Raw genomic sequence first — 4,944 nt, 5'->3', positions numbered from 1 at the left:
GTCTAGATCATTTCGCGACACCGACTAAGCCCTTTCTACTTTTCTAGGCAGCTTGGTGGACATACAATTGATATTCTAATTCTGAAATACTGTTTTCAAGTTCAATGAGTTCAATTTGCAAGGATTGATAAATCCGCTGCTGCATATCAATTTCTTGATGCCCTTTTGGCAAAGATTCAATCGTTTCACAGAGTTTTTCAAATTGTTGACTCATAGTTAACCTTAGAGCATCGGCTTTATCTTGGAGTTGATTTAATTGTTGCGTTTTTTCTTTAAGTCTATCAGGCCCCTTTTTAAAGGCTGGCGCAAGTTCCTGCTCGAGGACTGTTATATCTTTTGTAAGGCTAAATGCTTCTTCTTCTAATTGATGCAGTTGACGTTGAATAGAATCAAGTAAGGCTTTTTTATCAATTCCCTTTTGTTGCTCTTGTAGAGCCAGTTCTAAATACCTTTTTTCACTGTGGATAGCGCGTTGAATATTTCCTAATGCATCTTGCTTTTGTTTAAGCAAGCGGCTTTTATTTGCATTATGTACCATTAAAGAGGGTGAATTTTGCCCATCCTTATCAATCATTATCTCGTCTGAAGTTCGCTTAAAATATTGACCATAAGCAGCATGATTATAAAAACCCTTAGGTGTACGCCAACGTTTTTCACGCAAAAGCTTAGCAATAATTTGCACTTTATGCTGGATTGTTTCTACCTGCTTTAGCTGCGGTTGATTGGTTAGTGTAAAAATAATTTCTGCAAAGGTTTGCTCCGGTGATGAGAAATGAACATGATGCGATTGTCTTAGATTATTCATCATGCCTTTAATGTAATTTTTTGTTCGCTCCCCTACCCTTTCTCCGATTAGCTCTTCAACTTGATAAATTGGATAAAGCGGTTGGTTATTAAGGGGGGTAGACAATTTTTCCACATTGTTTTTAAAACTAACTGTACTGTTAACTGGATGATTATGATCTTTTTCTTTATCTATAAATACCGACTTTTTGTCTTTTTCGATCTCGCCATCTTGTTTGAAAAAAGAGCATGTTGTTGATTGAGTATTGCCTGGCTCTACTTTTCCTTCTTTTATCTGAATTAAATCAAGTAGTTTTTGAGTTACTCGAATATAGAGGCGTTTTGTGACGCGAAAGCCATTTTTATTCGATGCACTAAGTTTGCATGCTCGCTCAATTAATCCTTTCTTTTCAAACTCTTCTAAGTAGCGACTAATAGATCGCTCTGATAAAGTTAACTCATTAGCGATTTGAGCTAAGGTTCTAGTAAACCAAATCCTCCCATCATTAAGCTTATAGTTGGATATCTGCCACCAGAAAATACATTTATCTAAAAAGACTGCCTTATTATGGCTTTTGGTGTATTCAACCAACCTACCAAAATGAGCATGGAAAATTGAACAAAGGTTCCCCATAGATAATTTCCTTATCTTTGTTGTTTTTTTAAGGGAACGTAGCTACAATAAAAATGATTGCTTAAAAATTAAATATAAACCTATTTAATTTTTAGTTTAACTTAGCTTGCGTTCCGAGCTTAGTTATTAAAGTTCTGAGGAGTCTGCCAACTCTTCAGAACTCTGTTTTTAACTTTATCCTGTTATCTTTTCATATCAATCGCCTCTCATACTAAGTCAATTATTCTTAGTAAAAATTTTTTCCCACTATCTGTAATTACATTACTATTTAATGTAGATACTATAGCCTAATTTTGATTTGTCAAACCTTTAATCCTATTGATATTATTGATTTTTTTTATAAAAGAGACACAATAATTCTTTTGTTTACCTTTCAATAAAAGACACACTAATTATTGTTTTTTAATAAAATAAGAGACACAGTAATTAAATTTCAGTCGTATTTATAAGAGACACAGTAATTTTTTATAAGAGATACACGGACTGTTTTCTTCCTTGCTTTATTAGACACGGTTATTATTTTATTAAGCATTTATAAGAGACACAGTAATTTCTATTAAAAACTTTCCATAAGAGACACATTTTAATATTAAATATGCGTTAAAATAAGAGACACATTAATAATTATTTGTAAATGATAAATAAGAGACACAGTAATTGTTTTCATAATTTATTTATCAGAGACACAGTAATTAACCTTATAAATCATTCATAAGAGACACAGTAATTATTGCAAAATTATAATACTTAACTTATCTTGTTTTAAATAAAACGAACAGTATATTATAAAAGTTATTTAATCCATTGATTATAAATTTTAATTTATCTTATAAATTCCCTTAAATTATAAAAATAAAAATTTAATAAGAGACACAATAATATAAATATAGGTTTTTATCAGAGACACAGCAATTTAATTCATGTTAAAAATATAAGAGACACATATTTATGAAATAAAAGGATAAAATAAAAGACACAATAATTATTATATTTCAATTAAATAAGGAGACACAATAATTTCAAAATAATATATTTAGATAAGGGACACAATAATTAATTTTTTAAGATTGAATAAGAGACACACTATTATTAATTCTCTTAAACTGCCAAGTAGACATTAAATATTAATTTTTTATTATACAGAGACACACTATTATTATGGATAAGATGGTATAAGAGACACATTAACTAGTCCTTTATGTAAAAGATAAGAGACACATTAATGAAATGCCGGCTGCATAATAAGGGACACATTAATTTATTAATTTTCACAAAAATAAGAGACACATTATTTTATGAAAAAAAATTTAATTTTTTTTTATTTCATTAAGTTTTGAAATTTTCTTTTACAGTACAGAAGTTAAATAAATCAACGTTTTTTATTAAATTAATTGTTTTTCGTTGACAAAGGACAGATGGGGGGTTAATTTTAATATTAAGAATAATTCTGAGAATAATAATGAAAACAATAAGCGCTAGGGATTTTTCTGCAATAATTAATGTCTCACCACATCTGATCTATAAATTAATTAAAGATAATGATTTAGAAGTTATTCCTATTGCAAATAGAAAGGTTTTACCTGCATCAACAGCTAGGGAAATTTTAGAACTAAGAGGATTTAATTACAAACCTAATAAACGGCCAACAATAATAAATATTTTTGGAATGAAGGGAGGAATTGGAAAAACTTCTCTGGCTACAGCGATAGCTGAAGGAGCGAGTAGATTAGGATTTCGTGTTTTAGCTGTAGATTTAGACATGCAGGCAAATTTAACCCAATCATTTAATATGAAAAAACATGGGCAACCTGTTATAGTTCATGTGTTAAATAAACAAAAAAAACTACGTGAAATTATTAAAGAGGTTACGCCTTACCTTCATTTACTACCATCTTCTTTAGATAATTCACAAGTAGAGCAGGTCCTTGGTTCCCAAACAATAAATGCTGCTGGATATTTTAAAAACTTATTCTCAGAACTAGAAAAAAATTACGACCTTATAATTTTGGATTGTCCACCTTCAATAAATAAGATAACTTCTTGTGCTGCATGCTATGCGACTACAAATTTAATCCCTTTAAATGCAGATATTGATTCTTTTGATGGTGTAATAATGTCTGTATCAGAGATTATTCAAATTCAAGAGTCCTTCAAAGATTTTAATATAGAAATAGATTATAAAATTATTTTTAATAAATATGATGCGCGGGAGAAATTAAGCTTAACTATTATGGGAGAAGTAGCTAATAGGGACGAACTCAGAGAGAATTTATTACCTATAGTAGTCAGAACTAATACCGCTTTTAAAAATACTAAGGCTGATGGCGAATATATATTTGATCTAAAAAATTCTACTGCAAAAGAAGATTGTTGGAGTTTAATTTCAGAAATTACAGGAATTAGCTCGTGGTTAGAAACTAAAACCAATAAAAAAAATGAAATATTGAAGAAAGAAGCTGCTGCTGTTTAATAATACACTAGGAAAAGATGGGAATGAAGATAGAGGATATATTAAAAAAGCAGCGTGAGAAAGGCTTAGAACTTACTAGGCTTAAAGCCTCTACTTTATCTATTGAAGAATATACGCGGGATAAAAATTCACCAAGACCTTATCACATTGATAAGATTGCTAAAATTACTATAGTGAATGACAAAAAGAAAAAAAACTCCTCGCCTAGTGTTGAAAAAACAAAAAGAGCTAAGAAATTACCCTTAGAACAAAAAATAATTCATCCCATTAATAATGAAAATTCAAAAGTAGGAAGAAAATTAAAGCCAGTATTTAATTATATTGATTTAGTTGGAAACTCTAAATTAATTGTTGATGAAATATTAAGACGTTGTTTAATTACAAACTCGAATTCTACTGGCTTCATTGAAAAAAGAGAATTCAGTGACATAGTCGGAGTTACAATTGGCTCTATAAAAACTACTTGTGTTCGTTTAAAAGAGAAAAAGGTAATTGAAGATTTTAAAGCTACCAAAGGCAGAAAATCGAAGTGGAAATTTATTCTATCAAGCCGAATTATAGAGCAGGCTCGTAAAATACGAGAGAGTTAATTTTTATTGCTTTATGACCAATTCAATGATTGTATGTATGGCCCATGGACTGAAATCTCTTTTATCAATAACCAATTCGGAATATACAGTTGAGAGCTATCTAAAGCTTAGCGCTTTTTGAATTTAACTATTTTGCAACATGGCCTCAATATCTATTATATACAGTTGATTTAAGATTTAAACTTAAATAAAGAGCTTGGGTCATGATGCCGAGATTAAGTCAAGTTAAAAAAATTTGCATATTTATCAAAATTAATTTTATATAGAACTGATATCTTTACAGCTAGATTATATTCTCTTCCTTTTATAAAGCCCCAAATGTACTAGCGTACAATTACGTTAAACATAACTTATTTAGGAAGTAATTTTTGTTTTAGCAATTTTGCAATGATTCACGGTGGCAACAAAATTAGTCGGTGTCGCGAAATGATCTAGACGAGCAGGTCGAAAGGCGTAAGGGTTAATTA

General features: G+C 29.9%; 3 protein-coding genes. 2 read left to right on the top strand and 1 reads right to left on the bottom strand.

Annotation, left to right across the window (positions count from 1 at the left end):
• Positions 1-43 precede the first annotated feature (43 nt).
• Positions 44-1,417: a hypothetical protein gene (locus E1P04_RS17300; protein ID WP_131784103.1), complete on the bottom strand. Its 1,374-nt coding sequence runs from the start codon at positions 1,415-1,417 to the stop codon at positions 44-46.
• A gap of 1,459 nt (positions 1,418-2,876) precedes the next feature.
• Between E1P04_RS17300 and E1P04_RS17295 the strand changes: the two genes are divergently transcribed.
• On the top strand, positions 2,877-3,887 hold the full coding sequence (locus tag E1P04_RS17295; RefSeq protein WP_131784102.1) for a ParA family protein: 1,011 nt from the start codon (positions 2,877-2,879) through the stop codon (positions 3,885-3,887).
• A gap of 17 nt (positions 3,888-3,904) precedes the next feature.
• Positions 3,905-4,477 (top strand): hypothetical protein, encoded by a 573-nt coding sequence (locus E1P04_RS17290; protein ID WP_207386059.1) that lies wholly within the window; start codon positions 3,905-3,907, stop codon positions 4,475-4,477.
• Positions 4,478-4,944: the final 467 nt, after the last annotated feature.

It is taken from the genome of Legionella gresilensis (assembly GCF_900639865.1).
In the GTDB taxonomy this organism is placed as follows: Bacteria; Pseudomonadota; Gammaproteobacteria; order Legionellales; family Legionellaceae; genus Legionella_C; species Legionella_C gresilensis.
Note: the sequence above shows the minus strand (reverse complement) of the source record. Positions and strands in the feature narration are given on the sequence as shown.